18 protein-coding genes and 1 pseudogene are annotated in these 22,852 nt (G+C 49.2%); 13 read left to right on the forward strand and 6 right to left on the reverse strand.

Features of this window, described 5'->3' with window-relative positions:
- Positions 1-19: 19 nt before the first annotated feature.
- The 4 genes from bamB (at position 20) to ACO6VX_RS00545 (ending at position 5,905) form a co-directional block, all read left to right on the forward strand.
- Entirely contained in the window at positions 20-1,201 is a 1,182-nt protein-coding gene (gene bamB / locus ACO6VX_RS00530; protein WP_010257539.1) for an outer membrane protein assembly factor BamB, read from the forward strand.
- 174 nt (positions 1,202-1,375) lie between these two features.
- Positions 1,376-2,866: a ribosome biogenesis GTPase Der gene (der, locus tag ACO6VX_RS00535; protein WP_010257536.1), complete on the forward strand. Its 1,491-nt coding sequence runs from the start codon at positions 1,376-1,378 to the stop codon at positions 2,864-2,866.
- A gap of 62 nt (positions 2,867-2,928) precedes the next feature.
- Positions 2,929-3,150, forward strand: coding sequence for a zinc ribbon domain-containing protein (locus tag ACO6VX_RS00540; protein WP_422457391.1), 222 nt, complete (start codon positions 2,929-2,931; stop codon positions 3,148-3,150).
- A gap of 313 nt (positions 3,151-3,463) precedes the next feature.
- A complete protein-coding gene (locus ACO6VX_RS00545) occupies positions 3,464-5,905 on the forward strand; it encodes a glucose/quinate/shikimate family membrane-bound PQQ-dependent dehydrogenase (protein ID WP_422457393.1) in 2,442 nt (813 codons plus the stop codon).
- A gap of 45 nt (positions 5,906-5,950) precedes the next feature.
- Here ACO6VX_RS00545 and ACO6VX_RS00550 read toward each other — a convergent pair whose 3' ends face one another.
- The 3 genes from ACO6VX_RS00550 to xseA all read right to left on the reverse strand — a co-directional run bounded on the left by ACO6VX_RS00550 (position 5,951) and on the right by xseA (position 9,113).
- Positions 5,951-6,283, reverse strand: a complete 333-nt coding sequence (locus ACO6VX_RS00550; RefSeq protein WP_422457395.1) for a protealysin inhibitor emfourin — start codon at positions 6,281-6,283, stop codon at positions 5,951-5,953.
- Positions 6,280-7,293: a M4 family metallopeptidase gene (locus tag ACO6VX_RS00555; RefSeq protein WP_010257519.1), complete on the reverse strand. Its 1,014-nt coding sequence runs from the start codon at positions 7,291-7,293 to the stop codon at positions 6,280-6,282. Before ACO6VX_RS00555 ends, ACO6VX_RS00550 begins: the two co-directional genes overlap by 4 nt.
- Before the next feature lie 446 nt (positions 7,294-7,739).
- Positions 7,740-9,113 (reverse strand): exodeoxyribonuclease VII large subunit, encoded by a 1,374-nt coding sequence (gene xseA, locus ACO6VX_RS00560; protein WP_422457955.1) that lies wholly within the window; start codon positions 9,111-9,113, stop codon positions 7,740-7,742.
- Positions 9,114-9,281: 168 nt separating this feature from the next.
- On the opposite strand from xseA, the gene guaB reads away from it, so the two are divergent.
- The 3 genes from guaB (at position 9,282) to ACO6VX_RS00575 (ending at position 13,895) form a co-directional block, all read left to right on the forward strand.
- Positions 9,282-10,748: an IMP dehydrogenase gene (gene guaB / locus ACO6VX_RS00565; protein ID WP_010671324.1), complete on the forward strand. Its 1,467-nt coding sequence runs from the start codon at positions 9,282-9,284 to the stop codon at positions 10,746-10,748.
- 68 nt (positions 10,749-10,816) lie between these two features.
- Positions 10,817-12,397 carry a glutamine-hydrolyzing GMP synthase gene (guaA, locus tag ACO6VX_RS00570; protein ID WP_022624130.1) on the forward strand — a complete coding sequence of 527 codons (1,581 nt, stop codon included), beginning with the start codon at positions 10,817-10,819 and terminating at the stop codon, positions 12,395-12,397.
- A 307-nt stretch (positions 12,398-12,704) separates the two neighbouring features.
- The gene (locus tag ACO6VX_RS00575; protein ID WP_422457398.1) at positions 12,705-13,895 is read left to right on the forward strand and encodes a tyrosine-type recombinase/integrase; all 1,191 of its coding nucleotides are present in this window, start codon (positions 12,705-12,707) and stop codon (positions 13,893-13,895) included.
- Positions 13,896-14,157: 262 nt separating this feature from the next.
- On the opposite strand, the gene ACO6VX_RS00580 is transcribed toward ACO6VX_RS00575, so the two are convergent.
- Positions 14,158-15,453, reverse strand: coding sequence for an anti-phage deoxyguanosine triphosphatase (locus ACO6VX_RS00580; protein WP_422457400.1), 1,296 nt, complete (start codon positions 15,451-15,453; stop codon positions 14,158-14,160).
- A 38-nt stretch (positions 15,454-15,491) separates the two neighbouring features.
- Entirely contained in the window at positions 15,492-16,556 is a 1,065-nt protein-coding gene (locus tag ACO6VX_RS00585; protein WP_422457402.1) for a LuxR family transcriptional regulator, read from the reverse strand.
- On the opposite strand from ACO6VX_RS00585, the gene ACO6VX_RS00590 reads away from it, so the two are divergent.
- The 6 genes and pseudogenes from ACO6VX_RS00590 to ACO6VX_RS00615 all read left to right on the forward strand — a co-directional run bounded on the left by ACO6VX_RS00590 (position 16,541) and on the right by ACO6VX_RS00615 (position 22,007).
- Entirely contained in the window at positions 16,541-16,771 is a 231-nt protein-coding gene (locus tag ACO6VX_RS00590; protein ID WP_094110081.1) for a helix-turn-helix transcriptional regulator, read from the forward strand. The two genes, ACO6VX_RS00585 and ACO6VX_RS00590, sit on opposite strands and share 16 nt — an antisense overlap.
- Positions 16,772-16,776: 5 nt before the next feature.
- A pseudogene (locus ACO6VX_RS00595) lies at positions 16,777-17,634 on the forward strand (helicase RepA family protein).
- Entirely contained in the window at positions 17,621-18,403 is a 783-nt protein-coding gene (locus tag ACO6VX_RS00600) for an ABC transporter ATPase (protein ID WP_422457404.1), read from the forward strand. The pseudogene ACO6VX_RS00595 and the gene ACO6VX_RS00600 overlap by 14 nt, the downstream one beginning before the upstream one ends.
- Positions 18,404-19,164: 761 nt before the next feature.
- On the forward strand, positions 19,165-19,959 hold the full coding sequence (trbJ, locus tag ACO6VX_RS00605; protein WP_422457957.1) for a P-type conjugative transfer protein TrbJ: 795 nt from the start codon (positions 19,165-19,167) through the stop codon (positions 19,957-19,959).
- 185 nt (positions 19,960-20,144) lie between these two features.
- Entirely contained in the window at positions 20,145-21,491 is a 1,347-nt protein-coding gene (trbL, locus tag ACO6VX_RS00610; protein WP_422457406.1) for a P-type conjugative transfer protein TrbL, read from the forward strand.
- A gap of 81 nt (positions 21,492-21,572) precedes the next feature.
- Positions 21,573-22,007, forward strand: coding sequence for a HigA family addiction module antitoxin (locus ACO6VX_RS00615; RefSeq protein ID WP_422457407.1), 435 nt, complete (start codon positions 21,573-21,575; stop codon positions 22,005-22,007).
- 248 nt (positions 22,008-22,255) lie between these two features.
- On the opposite strand, the gene ACO6VX_RS00620 is transcribed toward ACO6VX_RS00615, so the two are convergent.
- A complete protein-coding gene (locus tag ACO6VX_RS00620; protein WP_422457959.1) occupies positions 22,256-22,756 on the reverse strand; it encodes a hypothetical protein in 501 nt (166 codons plus the stop codon).
- Positions 22,757-22,852: the final 96 nt, after the last annotated feature.

A 22,852-nucleotide genomic window follows, 5' to 3' on the forward strand; every position in this document is an offset into this window, starting at 1 on the left:
GCCAGTCAAGAGAGAGCGCATGGAATTACGTAAATACCTGCTGCCGGGACTGATTTCAGTCACTTTGCTCAGCGGTTGTTCGCTGTTTAGCGGCGAAGAAGATGTAGTAAAAATGGCCCCGTTGCCGAAGGTGGAAAATCAGTTCACGCCACAGAAAGTGTGGAGCACCTCGGTAGGCGATGGTGTCGGTGATTTCTACTCAAATCTGCATCCTGCCTGGCAGGATAATACGGTTTATGCTGCCGACCGCTTTGGTATCGTCAAAGCGCTCGATGCCGCAGACGGTAAAGAAAAATGGAAAGTCGATCTCTCTGAGAAAACCGGCTTCTTCTCTAAAAATCGCTCAGCCATGTTATCAGGTGGCCTGACGGCTGATGGCGATCGGGTCTATGTTGGCAGCGAGCGCGGCCAGGTTTATGCCCTCAACAGCAGTGATGGTAGCCTGGCGTGGCAGACGAAAGTCGCCGGCGAAGCACTGTCACGTCCGGTAGTCAGCGATGGTCTGGTGCTGGTTCATACCAGCAACGGCATGTTGCAGGGCCTGGATCAGAGCAGCGGTGCCGTGAAGTGGAGCGTTAACCTGGATATGCCAGCGTTGTCTCTGCGCGGTGAATCTGCTCCGGCTGTCGCTTTTGGTGGCGCGATTGTCGGTGGCGACAATGGTCGTGTCAGTGCCGTGGTGCTGAACCAGGGACAACTGGTCTGGCAGCAGCGTATTTCCCAGGTCAGCGGTGCCACTGAGATCGATCGTCTTAACGATGTCGATACCACACCGGTTATCGTCAATGGCGTGGTTTACGCGCTGGCGTATAACGGCAATCTGACAGCACTGGATCTGCGTTCCGGCCAGATTTTGTGGAAACGCGAAATTGGCGGTGTGAAAGATCTGATTGTAGATGCCGGCCGCATTTATCTGGTCGATCAGGACGATCGTGTGATTGCGCTCAACGCTGACGGCGGTGTCGCCATCTGGCGTCAAAGCGATCTGCTGCATCGCAACCTGACTTCGCCGGTGCTCTACAACGGCTATCTGGTTGTCGGCGACAGCGAAGGTTATCTGCACTGGCTGAACACCACGGATGGTCGTTTTGTTGCGCAGCAGGAACTGGATAGCTCAGGCTTCCAGACCGAGCCGGTGGTCGCCAGCGATAAGCTGCTGATCCAGTCGAAAGATGGTGAGGTTTATGCGATTACCCGTTAACGGGTACACGTCTGGCAGGTGAAATCCTCCGTTCCGACGGCTCCTGATTTAATCAGGGGCCGTTTCGTTTTTAGTCAGGCATGGTATTCTTTGCGCCTTAAGCCTGAACTTGACGGCCAGAGCCGTTATAATCACGCCATTCGGGCGATTAATTATTTATTGAGGCATTTTGTTATGGTACCTGTGGTCGCGCTGGTTGGGCGTCCCAATGTGGGAAAATCTACGCTATTTAACCGCTTAACCCGCACACGTGATGCGCTGGTAGCGGATTTTCCTGGACTGACTCGCGATCGCAAATATGGTCGCGCCGAAGTGGAAGGGCGCGAATTTATTGTTATTGATACCGGTGGTATCGACGGCACCGAAGAGGGTGTTGAAACGCGGATGGCCGAGCAGTCACTGCTGGCGATTGAAGAAGCGGATGTCGTGCTGTTTATGGTCGATGCGCGTGCGGGCATGATGGCCGCCGATCAGCAAATCGCTAAGCATCTCCGTTCCCGCCAGAAAGCGACTTTCCTGGTGGCCAACAAAACTGACGGGATGGATCCTGATCAGGCGGTTGTGGACTTCTATTCACTGGGCCTGGGCGAGATCCACGCCATTGCGGCATCGCATGGTCGTGGTGTGAGCAGCCTGATAGAAGAGGCACTGCTGCCATGGATGGACAAAGTTGAGACGGTCGAGCTCACGGAAGAAGAAGAGAACCAGGCGTACTGGGCTGCGCTTGAAGCTGACGAGATTGCTGAGCAGGAAGCCGCCGAGGAAGAAGAAAACTTCGACCCGACGGGCCTGCCGATCAAACTGGCGATTGTTGGCCGTCCTAACGTAGGTAAGTCAACGCTTACCAACCGTATTCTCGGTGAAGACCGCGTGGTGGTCTACGATATGCCGGGTACCACCCGCGACAGCATCTATATTCCGATGGAGCGTGATGGACGTGAATACGTTCTGATCGACACGGCGGGCGTGCGTAAGCGTGCCAAAATCTCTGACACTGTAGAGAAATTCTCGGTGATCAAGACGCTGCAGGCGATTGAAGATGCCAACGTGGTGATGCTGGTGATTGATGCCCATGCCGGTATTTCCGATCAGGATCTGTCGCTGCTTGGCTTCATTCTCAACAGTGGTCGTTCGCTGGTGATTGTGGTCAACAAATGGGATGGCCTGTCGCAGGAAGTGCGTGATGAAGTGAAAGAGACACTGGACTACCGTCTGGGCTTTATCGACTTCGCCCGCATCCACTTTATCTCTGCGCTGCACGGCAGCGGCGTCGGCAATCTGTTTGAGTCGATCACTGAAGCCTATGACTGTTCGACGAAGCGTGTAAACACCTCGCTGCTGACCCGTATCATGAACATGGCGGCAGACGATCACCAGCCACCGCTGGTACGCAGTCGTCGCGTTAAGCTCAAATACGCGCACGCGGGGGGCTATAACCCGCCTATCGTGGTAATCCACGGTAATCAGGTTAAGGATCTGCCCGATTCTTACAAACGCTACCTGATGAACTATTTCCGTAAATCACTCAACGTGATGGGAACGCCAATTCGTATTCAGTTCAAAGAGGGTGATAACCCTTATGAAGGCAAACGTAACCTGCTGACACCAACGCAGCAGCGTAAACGTAAGCGTCTGCTGGCGCATATGAAAAAGAACAAGCGTTAAGAATAGAGGGCCATCTGGCCCTCTTTTTTTTACCCTGAATAAACCGGAGCAGGGAGAAAATAGTGACTATTATTTGCGAAAAATGTCAGCAACCGCTGTCGCTCAGTGACGGTGAATTTATCTGTATTACCTGCGGTACGCATTACCCCGCACAACCCTGCTGTCCGGAGTGTCATCAGCCGCTTGAGGTGCTCAAAGCCTGCGGCGCGGTGGACTATTTTTGCCGGAACGGACATGGCCTTATCTCTCGCAAGCGCGTCCTTTTCCAGCCGTCAGGTCACTGACGCCGCTTTCAGCTACGCTTAAAACGTCTGAGAATTCAGAGCGACGACTGGCTCATTTTGTAGCAAAAATGCTATTGCGCCGTAACAAATGAGTTGTAGATATTCACTCTGTAATGTACCAGGTGGTACAATCCTGCCGCGTCGTGGGAGGGGCAAGCCACATCCGTGTTCTTCCGGCCCCTCGATCTCACGGACGCGGGTCTGTTTATATTCGATTTGAAACCGAGCGGTGCCCGGCGCGGACTGCCTTATCGCGCCGGCGTCCGGAAGGCCATCTGTCCGGGCGCTCTGTTTATTCAGGAGAGTAAGTATTATGGCTGAAACATCCTCCCGCTCCGGAAAGGGGCTGGGAATAGCATCCGTGCTGCTCGGACTGGTGCTGCTTGCCACCGGTCTGTTTTTTGCAATTGGCGGCGGCAAACTGGTTGCACTTGGTGGCAGCGGGTACTTTTTAATTGCGGGTATCGTCACTGTACTCTCCGCAATTCAGTTCTTCCGTCGTAAATCCTCGGCAGTGGTTCTGTTCCTGCTGGTCTTTGTCGGCACCCTGATCTGGTCGCTGTTCGACGCGGGCCTGGAGTTCTGGCCGCTGGTATCACGCCTGATGGTGCCTGCCGGACTGATGCTGCTTGCCTTCCTGATCTGGCCTTCACTGCGTAAGCATGAAGGTAAGCACTCACTGGCAAAACCCTCTTATGCGTTCTCTGCGCTGCTGGCGGCAGGCATGGTTGTTACGCTGGTGCAGATGTTCCAGCCACATCCTACCGTTGCAGGCACGGGCGAAGAGCTGCCGCTGATCCCGGTAGATAAAGCGAAACAGCAGAAAGACTGGGATAACTACGGTAATACTCCGCAGGGCAGCCGCTTTGTGGCGCTGGATCAAATCACCCGCGACAACGTGAAAGATCTGCAGGTGGCCTGGACTTTCCGCACCGGTGATACCCCTGTCAGCCCGACCGGCAACGGCGCAGAAGATCAGCAGACACCGTTGCAGATTGGCAACACCCTTTATCTCTGCACACCGCACAACAACGTCATCGCCGTTGAAGCCAACAGCGGTAAGCAGATCTGGAAACGTGAAATCAATGCCAAAGCGGAAGTCTGGCCGCGCTGTCGTGGTCTGGCTTACTTTGACGCCACAAAACCGCTGCAGCAGCCAGATAAGCCGGGGTCTTCACCTGTGACTGCCGCAGTGTTGCCAGCCGGTGACAGCTGTCAGCGTCGTATTCTGATGAACACCATCGACGCGCGTCTGATTGCGATCAATGCTGACAACGGTGAGTTCTGTGAAAACTTTGGCGATCACGGCATCGTTGATCTCAAAGCGGGCATGGGCAAGGCACCGGATCCGCAATATCAGCTGACCTCAGCGCCAACCCTGGCTGGCACCACTGTGGTGGTCGGCGGTCGCGTAGCGGATAACGTACAGACGGATATGCCGGGTGGCGTGTTGCGTGGCTTTGACGTTATCACCGGCCAGATGCGCTGGGCGTTTGACCCAGGCAATGTTGACCCGAATGCGATATTGATGCCGGGTAAAGATTATACCCGCAGTACGCCGAACTCATGGGCGCCAATGTCTTACGACCCGGCAATGAACACCGTGTTCATTCCAATGGGCAGTTCGTCGGTTGACCTCTGGGGTGCGAACCGTACTGAGCTGGATCACAAATATGGCGCATCGGTTCTGGCGCTGGATGCCACGACCGGTAAAGAGAAGTGGGTCTATCAGACCGTGCATAACGATCTGTGGGACTTTGACCTGCCGATGCAGCCAAGCCTGATCGACTTCCCGCAAAAAGATGGCACTACCACACCTGCGGTAGTGATTGGCGGCAAAACCGGCATGATCTTCGTGCTTGACCGTATGACCGGCAAGCCGCTGACCAAAGTCGAAGAACTGCCGATGCCGCAGGGTCATATCCCGAACGAGCAGTACACCAAAACGCAGCCACACTCGACCGGGATGCCGCAGATTGGCAACCAGACGCTGAAAGAGTCTGACATGTGGGGTGCCACGCCGTTTGATCAGCTGGCCTGCCGCATTGGCTTCAAATCCATGCGCTATGACGGCCTGTTCACCGTGCCGGACACCGACAAGTCTCTGAGCTTCCCGGGTTCGCTGGGCGGTATGAACTGGGGCAGCATGTCGGTCGATCCGAACAACCACCTGTTGTTCGTCAATGATATGCGTCTGGGTTTGTGGGTTCAGATGATCCCGGCTGATACCAGCAATATTGCGCGTGGCAGCAACGGTGGCGAAGCGATCAACACCGGTATGGGTGCCGTTCCGCTGAAAGGCACGCCATATGCTGTGAATAAAAATCGCTTTATGTCACCGCTGGGTATCCCATGTCAGAAACCGCCATTTGGTACGCTGTCGGCGATTGACATGAAAACGCAGAAAATCGTCTGGCAGGTGCCGGTCGGCACGGTGCAGGATACCGGACCATTCGGTATCAAGATGCGCGTGAAAATGCCGGTTGGCATGCCAACGCTGGGCGGTACGCTGGCCACGCAGGGCGGCCTGGTGTTCATCGCGGGTACGCAGGATTACTATCTGCGCGCCTTTGATTCTTCAACCGGTAAAGAGGTGTGGAAAGCACGTCTGCCGGTGGGCAGTCAGGGTGGACCGATGAGCTACGTCTCACCGAAAGATGGTAAGCAGTACATCCTGATCTCGGCAGGTGGCGCACGTCAGTCACCGGAACGTGGTGATTATGTAATTGCTTACGCGCTGCCAGACAGCAAGTAACAACACTTAATGAAAAGGGCCGACATTGTCGGCCCTTTTTTTTGCTTATTTGCCGTCGCGCCACAGCGCCTGCAACTCAGGCGGCGCCACCTGTTCCGGAATCAACAGCACTATCGTCCCGACCTCGCGGTGGGTTGAATACTGAATCTGGATGCGAAAATAGCGCTGGTCGCCACTGCCCACCTGCGCGGCTTTCTCCTCAGGTTCGCCCAGCGGCATCGCCTGCTGCAGCGCATGGCAGACGCGTTCTCTTTCTGGCGGCGGCAGATCGCCCAGCATAAAGCGTCGTTCGGCGCGTAGCCCCGGAATAAAGGCCATGCCGCCTTCACGCGCGACGATGATGGTGGCGTCATCAGTGAGTTCGGGCAGGTCACTCATAGCACGCCAACCTCCTTCCACGCCTGTTCAATGGCACTGCCGACCGATTCGTTGAACCGTTTTTTACCATGCTGAACGGTGAAGCGGGCAAAGGTCTTAAAGTCAGCATCCTGTGGCAGTTCGTCGTCACACACCGTGTCGTACCAGGCATATCCCGCCTGTTCCCACGCATAACCACCCAGCGCTGTTGCTGCCAGATAAAAAGCCCGGTTAGGGATGCCGGAGTTGATATGAACCCCGCCATTATCTTCGCGTGTTTTCACGTAGTGATCCATGTGTGCCGGTTGCGGATCTTTGCCCAGCATCGGGTCATCATAGGCCGAGCCAGGTTCAGACATCGATCGCAGACCACGCCCATTGATGCCGCTTGCCAGCAGGCCTTCGCCGATAATCCAGTCCGCCTCATCGGCGCGCTGTTTTTTACTGAACTGTTTCACCAGCGAGCCAAACACATCTGACAGCGACTCGTTCAGTGCACCAGCCTGCTCGAAGTAGATCAAGCCGGCTTCATTTTCCGTCACGCCATGCGCCAGTTCGTGCGCCACAACGTCAATCGCAATGGTGAAGCGATTAAAGATTTCGCCGTCACCATCACCAAATACCATTTGCTGACCGTTCCAGAAGGCGTTCTGGTATTTGTCACCGTAGTGCACGGTACCGAGCAATTTCAGCCCCTGATTATCCAGCGAATTACGCTGATAAGCCTGCCAGAAGAAGTCATAGGTTACGCCAAGATAGTTCCAGGCTTCCTCAGCCGCCACGTCGTCATTGCCGGGCTGGCCCTCCTGACGAATCAACTTACCTGGCAGGGTCTGCTGACTTTGCGCATCATAAATTTCACGATCCACGTGGCCGCCTGCCGCGGTTTTTGCCACCGGCTGCTTTTGCCAGTGTTCCGCCATCAGGTGCTGGACGTGGGTCAGGGTGCGACGCGCCTGCTCCTGCTGGTGGCCGGAACCGTGCGCGATGATTTTGCGAAGGATATAGGGAGGAATAACGCAATAAGCCATCTGAAACTCCTTGGCGACAGGGAATGTGCCAGAAAGTATAGACCCGTCAGGCTGGTTAGACCTCATTAGTGAGGCCAGCGTTAAGTGTAAAAGTGTGAGCTGACGGGCAGAGTCAGGAGGCAGTTTTGCGGCGGCGCTTTTCTGAGGCAACAACGTTGGCAAGCCATCTGAAACGCCCTGGCGACAGGGAATATGCCAGAAAGTATAGACCCGTCAGGCTGGTTAGACCTCATTAGTAAGGCCAGCGTTAAGTGTAAAAGTGTGAGCTGACGGGCAGAGTCAGGAGACAGTTTTGCGGCGGCGCTTTTCTGAGGCAACAACGTTGGCAAGCCATCTGAAACGCCCTGGCGACAGGGAATGTGCCAGAAAGTATAGACCCGTCAGGCGGGTTAAACCTCATTAGTCAGGCCAGCGTTAAGTGTAAAAGTGTGAGCTGACGGGCAGAGTCAGGAGGCGGTTTTGCGGCGGCGCTTTTTCTCAGGCAGTAACTGCGTCACCTGGCTTTCAACCCAGCCATCATCAAGACGGGTACGGAGCAGGTCGCCGCTCTGGAGCTGTGCGGTTTTCTTCACCACCTGTCCGGCAGTGTCGGTGGTCACGCTAAAACCGCGCGCCAGCGTCGCCAGCGGGCTGACGCCTTCCAGCTGCGCCACCAACTGACCAAAGTGCTGTTTGCTGGTGCTCAGCTGTTTTGTCATGCTCTGCTGCAGGCGGTAGTGCCAGCTTTGCAGCTGTTTTTGCGCATCGAACAGCCGCTGCTGAGGCTGCTGGGCATTGAGTCGATGCGACAGGCGATCCTGCTGACGCGTGGCCTGACGCAGGCGGGTTTCCATCGCTTCTCCCAGTCGCTGCTGCAGGCGGAACAGGGCGGTCTGCTGACGGGCCAGACGCAGCTGCGGATGCTGCTGTTGCAGACGATGTTCAAGGCGGGAGTAAAGCCGCTGCTGACGTGTCAGGTAGTAATCCATCGCCATCTCCAGCCGCTGTTGCTGTGACTGCAACTGACGCAGTAACTCCAGCTGGTTACGGCTGACAATTTCAGCCGCGGCGGAAGGGGTGGGTGCACGTAAATCGGCAACGAAGTCGGCAATGGTGACATCGGTTTCATGACCCACCGCGCTGACGATGGGAATGCGGCTGGCAAAAATGGCGCGCGCCACGCGTTCATCGTTAAAGCCCCACAAATCTTCCAGCGAACCGCCGCCGCGTCCGACAATTATTACGTCGCACTCGTTGCGCAGGTTGGCGATTTCAATCGCCCGGACGATAGCCGCTGGCGCATCGACGCCCTGAACCACGGTCGGGTAGATGACCACGGGCAGAGAGGGATCACGGCGATGCAGCACGCGTAACACATCGTGCAGCGCCGCGCCGGTGGAAGAGGTGATTACCCCGACCTGACGCGCCGGTTCCGGCAGCGGTTGCTTATGCTGCGGATCAAACAGTCCTTCGGTGGCCAGTTTTGCTTTCAGCAGTTCAAACTGCTGCTGCAGCAAGCCTTCACCCGCCGGATGCATACTTTCGGCAATCAGCTGATAGTCACCGCGTGGCTCATAGAGAGTGATGTTGGCGCGCACCAGCACCTGCTGACCATGCTGCGGACGGAAGGTGACGCGTCGGTTACTGTTGCGGAACATAGCACAGCGAACCTGAGCGCCATCATCTTTCAGCGTGAAGTACCAGTGACCGGATGCCGGTTGCGTGAAGTTGGAGATCTCGGCGCTGATCCAGACCAGGCCCATCTCTTTCTCCAGCAGCTGACGCACTGTCGTATTGAGACGGCTGACGGTAAAAATATTGGCGATGGGTGGCAGCGACATGTGACGAAGATCAAATTCCAAATCAGCAGGTTAATTCATCGATACTACAGGGCTGCCAGTGCGGATCAAGAGTTTTTCGTAAATAATGCTGGAGGCAATCGATTACGGCCTGTATAATGCCGCGGCAATATTTTATCTATTCTCAATCACCCGAGGTGGAGTATTGCCATGTTAAGAATCGCTAAAGAAGCACTCACTTTTGACGACGTTCTGCTCGTCCCTGCACACTCCACCGTCCTGCCGAATACGGCCGATCTCAGCACTCAGCTGACCAAAAATATCCGTTTAAATATTCCTATGCTCTCCGCTGCCATGGACACCGTGACCGAGTCGGGTCTGGCGATTGCGCTGGCACAGGAAGGCGGCCTTGGCTTCATCCATAAAAATATGTCAATCGAACGCCAGGCGGACGAAGTGCGCAAGGTGAAGAAACATGAAAGCGGCGTGGTGACTGAACCACAGACCGTCCTGCCAACCACCCCACTGGCTGACGTTAAAGCGCTGACCGAGCGCAACGGCTTTGCGGGTTATCCGGTGGTTAACCGCGACAACGAACTGGTGGGTATTATCACCGGTCGTGACGTGCGCTTTGTCACTGACCTTTCACAGCCTGTCTCTGCAGTCATGACCCCGAAAGATCGTCTGGTGACGGTGAAAGAGGGCGAAGCGCGCGATGTGGTGCTGCACAGGATGCATGAAAAGCGCGTTGAGAAAGCGCTGGTGGTGGATGACAGCTTCCATCTGCTGGGCATGATCACCGTTAAAGATTTCCAGAAAGCTGAACGTAAACCTAACGCCTGTAAAGATGAGCAGGGTCGTCTGCGTGTCGGTGCGGCAGTTGGCGCAGGTGCAGGTAACGAAGAGCGTATCGATGCGCTGGTTGCAGCGGGCGTTGACGTGCTGCTGATTGACTCTTCACACGGCCATTCTGAAGGCGTGCTGTCACGTATCCGTGAAACCCGTGCCAAATACCCGGACCTTGAAATCGTCGGCGGCAACGTAGCCACCGGTGCCGGTGCACTGGCGCTGGTTGCGGCAGGCGTCAGCGCCGTTAAAGTGGGTATCGGCCCGGGCTCTATCTGTACTACCCGTATCGTGACCGGCGTGGGCGTTCCGCAGATCACTGCCGTCTCTGACGCAGTCACCGCGCTGGAAGGCACCGGTATTCCGGTGATTGCTGATGGCGGTATCCGTTTCTCCGGTGACATCGCGAAAGCGATCGCCGCCGGTGCGTCCTGTGTCATGGTCGGTTCGATGCTGGCGGGGACCGAAGAGTCACCGGGCGAGATCGAACTCTATCAGGGCCGTTCGTTCAAATCCTATCGCGGTATGGGTTCACTGGGCGCGATGTCTAAAGGCTCTTCTGACCGCTACTTCCAGACCGATAACGCCGCTGACAAACTGGTGCCGGAAGGTATCGAAGGTCGCGTGGCCTATAAAGGCCGTCTGAAAGAGATCGTGCATCAGCAGATGGGCGGCCTGCGCTCGTGCATGGGCCTGACAGGTTGCCCGACCATTGATGACCTGCGCACCAAGGCGGAGTTTGTACGCATCAGCGGCGCCGGCATCAATGAGAGCCACGTGCATGATGTGACCATCACCAAAGAGTCACCGAACTATCGCATGGGTTCATAATCCCGATTTCCCGCCCGGCTTAAGCCGGGCGCTTTTATTGATTAAGTCACCGTTCTGGAAAACCCTCAATGACGACGGAAAATATCCATAAGCATCGCATTCTGATTCTCGATTTCGGCTCACAATATACTCAGCTGGTTGCACGTCGCGTGCGCGAGCTGGGCGTTTACTGTGAACTCTGGGCATGGGATGTCACCGAAGAGCAGATTCGGCAGTTCAATCCAAGCGGCATCATCCTTTCCGGTGGCCCGGAGAGCACCACCGAACTGAACAGCCCGCGTGCGCCTGAATATGTCTTCAGCGCTGGCGTGCCGGTGCTGGGTGTCTGCTACGGTATGCAGACGATGGCGATGCAGCTGGGCGGCACCGTTGCTGGCTCAACCGAGCGCGAGTTTGGTTATGCGCAGGTCGAAGTGACGACGCCAAGCGCCCTGGTTCGCGATATTGAAGATGCGATCAGCGCCGCTGGCAAACCGCTGCTGGATGTCTGGATGAGCCACGGCGACAAAGTCACGGCGATCCCGGCTGACTTCGTGACCGTTGCCAGCACAGAAACCTGTCCGTTCGCCATCATGGCTAACGAAGAGAAGCGTTTCTACGGCGTGCAGTTCCACCCGGAAGTGACCCATACCCGCCAGGGCCTGCGGATGCTTGAGCGCTTCGTTATCGACATCTGTGAATGTGAAGCCCTGTGGACGCCAGCCAAAATCATTGAAGATGCGGTTGAACGCCTGCGTGTGCAGGTCGGCAACGACAAAGTGATCCTCGGCCTGTCAGGTGGTGTTGACTCCTCCGTGACGGCAATGCTGCTGCATCGCGCCATTGGCGACCGTCTGACCTGCGTGTTCGTGGATAACGGCCTGCTGCGCCTGAACGAAGCACAACAGGTTATGGATATGTTTGGCGACCACTTCGGCCTCAACATTATTCACGTTGAAGGCGAAGCGCGCTTCCTCGACGCGCTGGCAGGTGAGAATGAGCCGGAAGCGAAACGTAAAATTATCGGTCGCGTCTTTGTGGAAGTCTTCGACGAAGAAGCGCTGAAGCTGCAGGACGTTAAGTGGCTGGCACAGGGCACCATCTATCCGGATGTCATTGAGTCTGCGGCCTCTGCAACCGGTAAGGCGCACGTCATCAAATCGCATCACAACGTCGGCGGCCTGCCGAAAGAGATGAAGATGGGCCTGGTTGAGCCGCTGCGTGAGCTGTTCAAAGATGAAGTGCGTAAGATTGGTCTGGAGCTGGGCCTGCCTTACGACATGCTCTATCGCCATCCGTTCCCGGGTCCAGGTCTGGGCGTGCGCGTGCTGGGCGAAGTGAAGAAAGAGTATTGCGACCTGCTGCGCCGTGCCGATGCCATCTTCATTGAAGAGCTGCATAAAGCGGATCTCTATAACAAAGTCAGCCAGGCGTTCACCGTCTTCCTGCCGGTACGTTCAGTCGGCGTGATGGGTGATGGCCGTAAATATGACTGGGTTGTCTCGCTGCGTGCGGTGGAAACCATCGACTTTATGACCGCACACTGGGCGCACCTGCCGTATGAGTTCCTTGGCCGTGTCTCTAACCGCATCATCAATGAAGTCGACGGCATCTCCCGCGTGGTGTATGACATCAGCGGTAAGCCACCAGCGACGATTGAGTGGGAATGATTCCACGTTTGGCAACAGCCTGCACGTAAAAGCAGTAAAGTACCTCTAAGCCCGCGTAACTGCGGGCTTTTTGTTTTTGTGTCTGGCACTTTCTGGCAGCTGTTAGCAACGGGAAGCAGGGTTTTTTCAATGGAATTTTTGATGGTACTCTCTGGTTTTGAATTCAGGTTTGAAAAAGTACCATGTGATAAATTCTGGTTGAGTTATGGTATTTGTTTTTTATAACTCAATTAAAAACAGATAGTTAAATAATTTTTCTGAATTTTTTACAACATGGTATTTTTTGATAAAAGGAAAACAATAAACCATGTTGACTGACACCAGGCTGCGTCACCTTAAGCCGAAGGAAAAACTCTATAAAGTTAATGACCGTGATGGGCTGTATGTTGCGGTCACTCCTGCTGGAACGATCTCATTTCGTTATAACTATTCAATAAACGGAAGACAGGAGACCGTTACTTTTGGCCGCTATGGTGTTGGAGGGATCACGCTTGCAGAAGCGCGTGAACGGCTCAATGAAGCCAAAAAAATGGTTGCCAGTGCAAGATCGCCTGCGAGGGAAAAAGCCAGAGATAAAGCGCGTATCAAAGATGCGGAGACTTTTGGTGCGTGGGCCGAGAAATGGTTACGCGGTTATCAAATGGCTGAATCGACGCGTGATATGCGGCGTTCGGTATATCAAAGGGAGTTGAAGTCAAAATTTGCCCAGCAGAAACTGAGTGAGATTACACATGAAGACTTACGCGCATTAACCGATAGCATTGTCGAGAGAGGGGCACCGGCGACAGCTGTTCACGCCAGAGAGATTGTATTGCAAGTCTATCGCTGGGCTATTGAGCGCGGTCAGAAGGTTGAGAATCCCGCTGATCTGGTACGGCCTGCAAGCATAGCGAAATTTGAGCCTCGTGACAGGGCATTGACGCCAGTTGAAATTGGTCTGATGTATCGGTATATGGAACGGATAGGAACGACGCCATCAATCAGAGCAGCGGTTAAACTTTTGCTGTTAACGATGGTACGTAAAAGTGAGCTTACTAACGCGACCTGGAACGAGATCAATTTTAGTGAAGCTGTATGGACGATACCAAAGGAGAGGATGAAACGACGTAATCCACATTTGGTTTTTCTTTCCAGACAGGCAATAGATATTATGATTGCCCTTAAAACCTTTGCCGGTAGCTCTGATTATATCCTTCCTTCGCGGTACGATTCCGATGCGCCAATGAGTAGTGCTACCTTAAACCGGGTTTTGACACTTACATATCGTCTGGCACAGAAAGAAGGGGAGTCATTGCCGAAGTTCGGTCCTCATGACTTACGGCGTACAGCCAGCACCTTACTACATGAGGCTGGGTACAATACTGACTGGATTGAGAAGTGCCTTGCCCATGAACAAAAGGGAGTTCGAGCTGTTTACAATAAGGCCGAGTATCGCGAGCAGAGATCAGAGATGCTGCAAGACTGGGCGAATATGATTGATGAATGGGTTAAAAAGTAGTTAGTAATCATATTTTTAGCTAAATGCCATCCTCGATCTGCATCAAAAAAAATTTTAGCTGCTAAAATTTATGGATTATTTCATATTCATTGATATGACGATTATGCCGTCATAAAGTGTATGAGTTTAGAAAAATATGAATGTTATATATATGAAAATCGAAACTAAGTCCGCTCGCTTTCTATAGAATATTTCTTTCCGTTTATTCTGGAAAATAATTATAATGTGAGGCGATAACCTGCCCCACATTATTTTGATAAAGCTAAAGCTTATCAAAGATGGAGCCAGAGGATGGCGTGAATATCTTATGATAAAGTCTCGTTGCGTAATCATCTGTAGTGCCTGCAAGATAATCACAAATAACTCTTAAGTTACACCCTTCATTATTATATTTTTCGAAATATTTTTTAGGTAAGAGTCGCGATGGATTGTTCGCTATTGTATCAAACAATTTTAAGACCATTTGTTGCCCTTTGTATTCTAGAGTTTGTACCTCCGGCGTTTTGATAACGTTATTTACAACAAACTCTTTAAGGATATCAAGTTCTTCTCCAACAATCTTTGGAAATTCAGCCTGATAATCTAATAAATTATGACTTAAAATGTCTTGTTTATTTACTTCAACATTAGTCACGAAGTGGTTTACTAGCTGGCTTATTGCTTTTTTTCTGGTTTTATTTTCACCAGAAAAAAGTAATTTGGTGTATTCATCTATTTTGTCTGACATCGGCGCTTTTCTTAATGAGTCCTGAAGTCTGGCAACAACTTCAGTTAGCCATGTTCTTTCGCTAACTAACCCAAGAGCGATAGCATCTTCTAAATCATGAACCCCATATGCAATATCATCAGCAATTTCCATTATGCTTGCATCAAAAGATTTATATAATGGTTTTTTGTGTTTTCCTTCACTAGGATTTGAAGATGACATGAAAGTTTTTCTGTCATTAGTGAATGGTTGAAGAATCCAATCAACGTGCTCCTTATCACAATCAAATATACATTTTGGAGGTTTATATGAATCTAAGTTTAACCCCTTTGAATCATTGTATATTTTTGCATTAACCACATCACTATAAAAACATGGGTATTTTATTATCCCAAGTAAAGTTCTTCTTGTAAGATTCAAACCATTCCCATCAGAATATTCACCTAATTTCGTGCATATTCTTAACGTCTGTGCATTACCTTCAAAGCCCGCATTGTTTCTCATTGCATAATTCAATGCAACCTCGCCACCATGTCCAAATGGCGGGTGGCCAATATCATGTACTAAACCTATGGATTCAATTAAATTTTGATCAGGTATTAGACTAATAATTGTTTCGTTATCTTTATATTGAGATTTTAAAAATTCTGAAATTCCACCGGCTATTTGTGCGACTTCTAAAGAATGCGTTAAACGAGTCCTGTAAAAATCGCTTTCGCCTAACCCCAGTACCTGAGTTTTTCCTTGTAATCTACGAAAAAATGCTGAGTGAATAATTCTCGCGCGATCTCTACCGTACTGATCTCGCTCAAAACCACTATCAATTGCTTTTTCAAAACGGTCAGTCCACATATATTTTCTCCTTATAAATTAGGTCTTTTGATGTTTAACTAAATATAAAATTCTTTCCTCACAGAATTCAAGGCCTTGGACACAGCCTGACGTGTCATTGGCAAGTGATAATTTGATGTTAAAATTTTTCCGATCTCAGATTGGTTAAACCCCTGATTTTTTAATGCAAGTATTATTTTCTTAGTGTCGGAAAGCTTAGAATCTGTCATAAGCCGTGCAATATTTCTAAGTTCCCCTATATCTACTGGGGTTAAGTTTCTGCCTAGTATCCACTCTAAAAAATAATAATCAATCAATTCATTACCGGAATTAGAGTTAGCTTTGCTTGGTTTAGCACATTGCCGCCTTAGTCTTAAAAGTTCTTGGTTGAATTGTTCAAGGGAGCGTTTTCCTTGTCTGTAAAGGGGATTCCACTGGCCATTGGTCAATCGGGGTCTATGGTTAGAGCAATATCGATCGCTAAAAACCAGCTTTTCATGATAAGGGAATTCATTGTCTTTAGCAGCATATTCTGAAATTTCAGTAATAAATTTAGAGAATTCAGTCTGGTTACCGCAGAACTCGCAAAAACCGAGTTTACGTTGAGAATTTATAGTTACACCTTTTGCCGGTGATGATTTCTTTGGCCGTTTGGATGCGCACTCACTGACTAATTCAATCAGAGACTCAATTGTAGCAATAAAGCATTTATCGAGAGAATTTTGACTATCTGAAGTCAGAATGAATTGACGCAAAAGAAGTCTTTGTGCGCGTGCTACCACATTAAAACCCACATTTTTGAGTAGTTCACTAAATTCAATTCCTCCGCCAGAAATGTAGTCCTTATGGCTTGGTGGCAAAGAATTTTTATAAGCAGCTATTGCAGGGTCAATCACTTTCTGTATCAGGCGCAGTATTGGATACCGCCGTGAAAATGTGGAATACGGAGAGCTACGCTCTACAAATACTTTAAATGCTGCTGCAACTGTGAGGTCACAGCCTTCCCAAGGGATGATTTTCATGTCAACCATTTTAGTCAATGAATAGGTTTTATCAAGCGGTAATGCTTGGCATTGTATAGGCCTGATTGGAAACAGGAGGAAGGCAGATGCAACCAAAGGCACATAGCACGCTCATTAACAGAAAAACGCTTCTGGAAATGATCCCATTGTCAGCCCGGACTATTTATAACCTTGAGCAGCGAGGTGAGTTTCCTCGCCGTATAGCACTTACTAGCCGAAATGTTGCATGGCAGTTATCTGAAGTAGAACAGTGGATTGCGGATCGTAAATCAGCAATGTTTAAAGCGGCCAGACCCGGTATTGTTTTAGGTAGGTAACAGCAATGTCATTGAACATAATGGAAGCGTTTGAAGCTCCGCCACAGCCAATTGATTACGTTTTGCCTAATTTAGCTATTGGTACTGTCGGAGCGATTGTTTCTCCGGGAGGTGTTGGAAAGTCAATTCTGGCATTACAACTGGCTGTGCAGATTACTTGTGGTGTGGATCTTTTAAACTTTGGTGATTATCCAACTGGATTAGTGGCATATTTACCTGTGGAGGACTCTGCAACCATCGTTCACCATCGTCTATATGCTTTGGGAAAATATTTAACAGCATGTCAGCAGCAGATTGTAGCTGATCGACTATTTGTCGAACCTTTGGTAGGGAAATGCCCAAATATTTTCTTGCCAGATTGGAGCAACTTGATCGATGAGATTTCAAAAGGTAGACGGTTGATAATTTTGGATACTCTTCGTCGTTTTCACCATGAAGATGAGAATAATAGTGGAGCAATGTCCAAAGTCATTGGAAAGCTAGAAGGTATTGCTGCTGATAATGGGTGTTCGATTATATTTCTACATCATTCAAACAAAGGCGCTGCTACGATGGGAGTTGGTGATATACAACAGGCAAGTAGAGGTAGTAGTGTCCTGGTTGATAATATACGGTGGCAATCTTATCTAGCAGGTATGACCACCTTAGAAGCGAAGACGTATGGTATTTCTGAGGATATTCGAAATTAATTTGTTAGATTTGGAATCAATAAAGAAAATTATGGTGAGCGTGCCCCAGATCGTTGGTTACAGAGACATGAGGGGGGAGTATTAAGAATAACTGCGTTTAGCCCGAAGAATAATAAAAAGCTTATTAAAGAAAGAAAATCTTCTTGGAGTGGGGCTGACAATGACAACTGGTAATAAAGTGGTACCCACTAGTACAGCATGGCAAGCCCGAGTAATACTGTACCAGCCAAGCCAGCGCCCTAAGGAGATGAAGGGACAATGGATGGAGACAAGTTTCGGACGTTGTCGTGTTACCGGACGGCTCGGGCAGCGTCATGCCGATATCGTTGAGACAATATTATATGTTGCCGAGCAACGTCGTGAAATTTCTGATGGTGGAATCGAATTATTAGTAGATCCAGCGAAAGTACGCCGAACGTTATCTGATGCTCAATATAGTTATGGTCGTATACAAAAATTGCTTTTAGATCTTCGCGTTGCAACAGTTGAAATTATAACGCCAGAGCTAGAGAAAAGCGGCGACTGTATAATAGGGGGACTAATAGATCATGTAGTGCCATCACCTATGACTCGCCCTAATCCTTTGACTGGGGGAGTACGCCGTTTATGGCGTGTCCGTCTGGGTGTTGCATTAGCTATGTTACTCAAAAAAGATTTGCCATTTTATTATCATCCTGGCCCTATAGCTCGGCTACAACATGGTATTAGCCAGGCAGTTGCTCGCCACGTCTTAACCCATAGGAATAATCCTTTAGGGGGGTGGTATATAGATACGTTGCTATTAGCAGTGTGCGGTGAAGGAACGAGTAATATGACTTTACGTAACTATCGTCGGAGATTGAAAGAAGATTCCGTGCAATTGCTGGAAATTGGAATTGATTTGAACGGTTCTAGGATAAAACGTGTCACAACGGCCCGATATTGTGTCACAACGGCCCGATAGCGTGTTATAGCGGCCCGGTAGCGTGCTACAGCGGCCCGATTTTTTACTATTCAGCAGTATTTACAGGATCGTTCAGGATCTACAGTCTTTGAAATCACCTGCCTGAGCAGGCGCTTTGAAATCTAGAATCGGCCAAAGGCCGATGGTTGGACGCCAGAAGAGGATATTACCTACGTACTTGTTATATAGACATTTGAGGTAGGTTTTCATGACATATGAGGTACGCCCCTAGCCTTATGCATAGGGGGCAGATTTTAGCCGCTAAAATCTGCAGGTCACATGCTGAGATATAGTAACTAAACTAGTTCATGGACAATTAAAAGACTTCTTACAATATATCGAAACATGAATAAAGTTGGCGGGCACCAATATATAACTATCAAAAGTTATTTTCAAACGGGAGAAATATAATTTCCCTTGAAAAAAACAGATTTGCTGCAGATTTTTATTCGAGTAATCCTGCAGTAATACTTAAAAAAACACATCCTGTACACAGGAATACACAATACGTACACAGATATACAACGGTAACTGTGGGGCAGGACATGTAAAGTTAGCTAACCAGCAAGCTGTTTATCGAACTTTACTTTTCCCCATTTGCATCTTCGATGCTCAAGAGGAATTCTGCTCTGCGAGGCTAATCGGCTACCGCCGATATGGAGAGTCATATGACTGTTGCTCAGACGCAGCTTTCCATACTTCAGCGACTGTTAACAGTGAGAGTGTTCAATATAAATAACCAGTTAATATTGAGGTGCAATATGAAGCTATTGGTTCAGATGTTTACATCATTGAGAGGGAGTTTAGCCGCTAAAAAAACGGTGCCCATTTTCATTTCCGTATCGCTTATCGCTCTGGCGGCTAAAGCCGGGATTCCTGTTATTGATGGTACTAACGTGGTTCAAACGACAATCAGCGCAGTCAATAACGTTCAGGCCGTTGCAAAACAAATCCAGCAGTACCAGACTCAACTCCAGCAGTATGAAAGCATGCTGCAAAATACTGCCGCACCTGCAGCATATATCTGGGATCAGGCCAATTCCACTATAAACAAATTACTACAGGCTCAAGACACGCTTAACTATTACAAGAACCAGGCCGGGAGTCTGGATTCATATCTAAAACGTTATCAGGACATTAACTACTATAAATCTTCTCCTTGTTTTAATAGCAATATTGAGTGTACTTCAGCCGAGATCGACGCACTTCGTAGTGCTGAGCGGAATAATTCAGAATCGCGTAAAAAAGCGAATGATGCCGTTTTCAAAGTAATAGACCAACAGCAGCAAACCTTGCAGCAAGATGCTGATAATGTCGCAGAACTCCAGTCTCAGGCTAGTGGGGCTACGGGCCAGATGAAAGCAATTCAGGCCGGTAATCAGCTTGCCAGTGCACAGGCTAATCAGCTCCTGCAGATACGCTCACTTCTGGTAGCTCAACAGAATGCCGCAATGACATTGGCTCAAGTACAGGCAGATAAAGAAGCTCAACAAAGAGTAGCTGATGAGAACGTTTTAGCTGGGGAAAATAAACAAAGCCCTAAGAGAGTTTGGTGAGGGGAAATAATGAGAAATAAATTTTTGATATTATTTGCTGTAATAACTTCGTTGATTCTATGTTCTTGTGAAAGAAAAGATAAGGAGTGTTTATTGCCACCAGGAAATACGCCTAATGGGAATAAATACGATAATTGTGTGCTTCATGGTAATAATAGTCCAAGCCCTAAGCGAGATTGGTGATTATGAAAATTGCAAGCAAACTTACATGTTTAGGTGTGGTATTTTTCTTTTCTATAAATGCCTATGCAGGCCAACTGGATAGCAGTGGTTTACTTGATACTTTATTAGATAAGTATCAGCAAGTTGCCAGTACATGGACGACAGTAATTGATAATTATGCGAATTGGCTATTTTGGGGGCTGGCATTAATAAGTATGGTTTGGACTTTTGGTTTAATCGCCATGAAAGGGGGAGGTTTGCAAGATTTGCTTGCAGAAATAATAAGATTCTTCACTGTGACTGGTTTTTTCTATTATCTTTTAAATCATGGCCCTGCGATATCTAAAGCTATAATTGATTCTATGAGAGAGCTTGCCGCAAATGCATTAGGAACCAGCGCAGGCATTTCGCCTTCAAGTATAGTTGATATGGCATTTTTGATATTAACGAAAATAAGTTCTGCAGCATCGATCTGGTCACCAATGATATCCACGATAATGATTTCTGTCGCGATAATCGTTTTGGTTGTAATGTCTCTTATCGCCATAAATATGTTGATAATGTTGGTTTCTGCGTGGGTGTTATGTTATGCAGGAATCATATTGCTTGGGTTTGGAGGTTCGAAGTGGACTTCTGATATTACAATTAATTATTTGCGTACTGTTTTATCAATCGGTATTCAGCTGTTCACAATGACATTAATTATCGGCATTGGACAGTCATTTATAGATCAATACTTTTCTGTTATTAAAGATGATGTTCCTGATCTTAATAGCCTTATCGTTTTGCTTCTGGCGTCAATCATCCTATTAGTATTAACTAATAAGTTGCCACTTTTGTTATCAGGTGTTGTCGGAGGGGCGTCTTTACAAGGGATTGGTGGGTTTGGGGCGGGTATGATTACCGGCGCTGCCGCTACTGCCATCAGCGGTGCTGGGGCAATGGCAATGGGGGCATCAGCTCAAGTCAGCGGTGGAGCCTCTGCATTAAAAGCAGCGTTCGAGTCTGCGCAAGCTGCCATGGCCGAAGAGTCGGGTTCCGGCGGCGTAATTGGTGGTGGTGAAGATACCGGTTCTTTAGACATGTCGGGAGAGCAACCATCCGGTAAAGGTAGCTCCAGTGGGGGAAGCGAAGGTTTTGCTGCATCCTTCTCGCGAGCTGGCCGCATGGCAAGCCATATGGGAAGCAGTATGGCTAACGGTGCTGCTGAGTACCAGACAATGAAGCGAAGTGGCAATTCTTCTCGCATCCAACAGACTATTGGAGGGGCGTTGGCGACTCAGATACGTAAACAAACAGCTACTCGTCGGGATAACCGCGAACATGATGATTTTGCGGGGGATAGCTTATCCGGCAATAATAAATCTTGAATCGCGCGCGTCAGTTAACGAGGTTGCGTGAACTGACGCTTTCACTGTGCGAACTTTACTCTTGCAATTCAAAGGAAAAACATGTCCAGGACTCCCTATTCACGGTTACGCATCGAGGGCTTCCGCAAAGCAGAGGCTTCCCTGAGGCTTGAAGGAATGGACCCCTGTGGTACGCCGCTCTATGAGTCCATTAAGGCACGTATTATTTCAGGTGAGTTGACGTATGAGCAGGGGCGTTCAGAGATTCTTGCTTACTACACAAAAGCAGATACCGCCGGGCCTGTGACCGTGGGAGAAATGCTGGCAGAGGAATTTTTAAAACCGCTGAACATGTCTCATGATGAACTGGCGGAAGCTATTGGTGTTTGCAAGCAGGATATTGAAGATATTATCTGCGGTTTGCGTCGTCTTACGGATGATGAGGCTAGCGTTCTTGCTGACATATTTGAGACTGATGAGGATTTCTGGCGCAATCTGCAGGTGCTGCAAGATCGCCCAGAGCAACGGCGTAAGTAATCAACGGGAGAAAGTCAGCCCCTCAAGTGTCATGAAATTCGACCACTTGGCTTCATTTCTCCACCAAGGGCCGCATAGGGGGGGACTGTCTAAGGACATTAAAGTTTGGAACTTTTGTGCTTCCTAAGTGTTTTTCTAACGTGAACACAAGACCCAATGATGACAAAAAAGATCGAAACTTAGACATCAGACGATGTGTATATCCAAAAAATTTGTGACAACAAAGTTCGAAACTAACTTTTGGACAATTAGCTTAGCCCCAACAATTTTTTTAAAAAATTTGATTTTGCAAGAACTGGTCTTCTCTTATTCAAGAATGCATTATCCCATTGCTGCAAATAGTCATCTCTGAAGACTTCTCCCCAATGCTGTTTACCATCTAATTCGCGAGTTCTTAAAGCATAATCATAAATATCTATTAAAATAGAAATTGATGAATCCCATATTTCATTAGGTAATTCAATCCCTTCTCGGGCTGCGAGTTGAGGGTAAAAGTGTTGGAGGCCGATGGCATATTCGGGCTTACAGTATTCAACAAGAAAACCGTTATAGATGCCTGGTGAGTAAATTCTATCGTATCCACCATTCCATAATGTTAAAGAATTCAACCAATTGATTGCCTCTAGGTCTTCCATGTCCTCTAACAAAATACCTGATTGTATGCCCTGTTCTCGGCAATCTAACACTGAAGCCACGTTCTCCATAAGCATGGTATATGCTTCTGTTGGTTTCATTATTTTTAAATCCATCACTTGGACTATCCTTTTTAAAATCTAACAGTGCCTTTAATGAAAAGTTATGAGCTTTATTGTCTTTTTTCAAACTTTAATGTCCACCGACATGTA

This window comes from Pantoea sp. BJFS-204 (assembly GCF_049310725.1).
GTDB lineage: Bacteria > Pseudomonadota > Gammaproteobacteria > Enterobacterales > Enterobacteriaceae > Pantoea > Pantoea agglomerans.